The sequence below is a fragment of the Sphingomonas endophytica genome (genome assembly GCF_001476895.1).
GTDB classification, from domain to species: Bacteria; Pseudomonadota; Alphaproteobacteria; order Sphingomonadales; family Sphingomonadaceae; genus Sphingomonas; species Sphingomonas endophytica_A.
Window position 1 is genome coordinate 1 of record NZ_LDTB01000187.1, and the last position, 794, is coordinate 794.

A 794-nucleotide genomic window follows, 5' to 3' on the forward strand; every position below is an offset into this window, starting at 1 on the left:
GCTCTACACGCTGACGGTATCGCGCCTGCTGCCGTGGATCGGGGTGAGAGGCATGAAGGTCGTCGGCGCAACGCTGGTCGGCATCCAGCTCGTCGGCGTCGCGTTCGGGCCGCACTGGAAGCTGCAGATGGCGGGCCTGCCGGTGATGGGCCTCGGCTTTTACATGATCCACGGCTGCCTGCAGGTGTTTGCCAGCGAGCTTTCGGTCGAGGCGCCCGCCACCGACCTGTCGCCGCACCCGGTCTTCTTCTTCATGGGGCAGACCGTCGGCACCAACGCCCTACGGTTTGGGTCTTCAACATGCCGGCAAGACCGCAACGTTAGTCTCGGCCGCCGCGGTGATGGTGGTGCTCGGATTTATCTGCGCGAGATTCCTGAAGCAGACGCGGCCGGCTGATGCGGCGGCAAGGCCGGATGTGGAGGCTTAGCGATCGCCTATCAACGTCAAGAGTCACCAGCGATCGTGTAACTGTCGAGCAATCCACCCGCGACAAATTGGTAGTCCTTCATCAGTGGACCGACCAAATCAGGTTTGGCTTCCAGATAATCAGCTAGCGCCTTCGCGAGGTCCTGGACGCGATCATCGAATGACACGCTCCGTCGTTCAAACGATCGGATTCGGCGAAGGGCGGCGACTGCTATCCTTCGACGCTGCTCGAGGGATTGGCCCGCCACCGAAGAGCCGCCATCGTAAGCACGTGTCAACGCCGCTACCAAGGCGCTCAGCACCTCGTCTTCGGCCTTCTTGAGCAAGCCCTGCCTCCCTCAAAGTGTCTAGCCACGGGCGCTGGAGC

At 62.3% G+C, this 794-nt stretch carries 2 protein-coding genes; one reads left to right on the forward strand and one right to left on the reverse strand.

Annotated features, from left to right (window positions below; genetic code table 11):
- Positions 1-397: hypothetical protein (locus NS334_RS16675; protein WP_206542706.1), on the forward strand; the 397-nt coding region annotated here is incomplete at its 5' end.
- A gap of 47 nt (positions 398-444) precedes the next feature.
- Here NS334_RS16675 and NS334_RS18390 read toward each other — a convergent pair.
- Positions 445-753 carry a hypothetical protein gene (locus NS334_RS18390; RefSeq protein WP_106940309.1) on the reverse strand — a complete coding sequence of 103 codons (309 nt, stop codon included), beginning with the start codon at positions 751-753 and terminating at the stop codon, positions 445-447.
- Between the last annotated feature and the right edge of the window lie 41 nt (positions 754-794).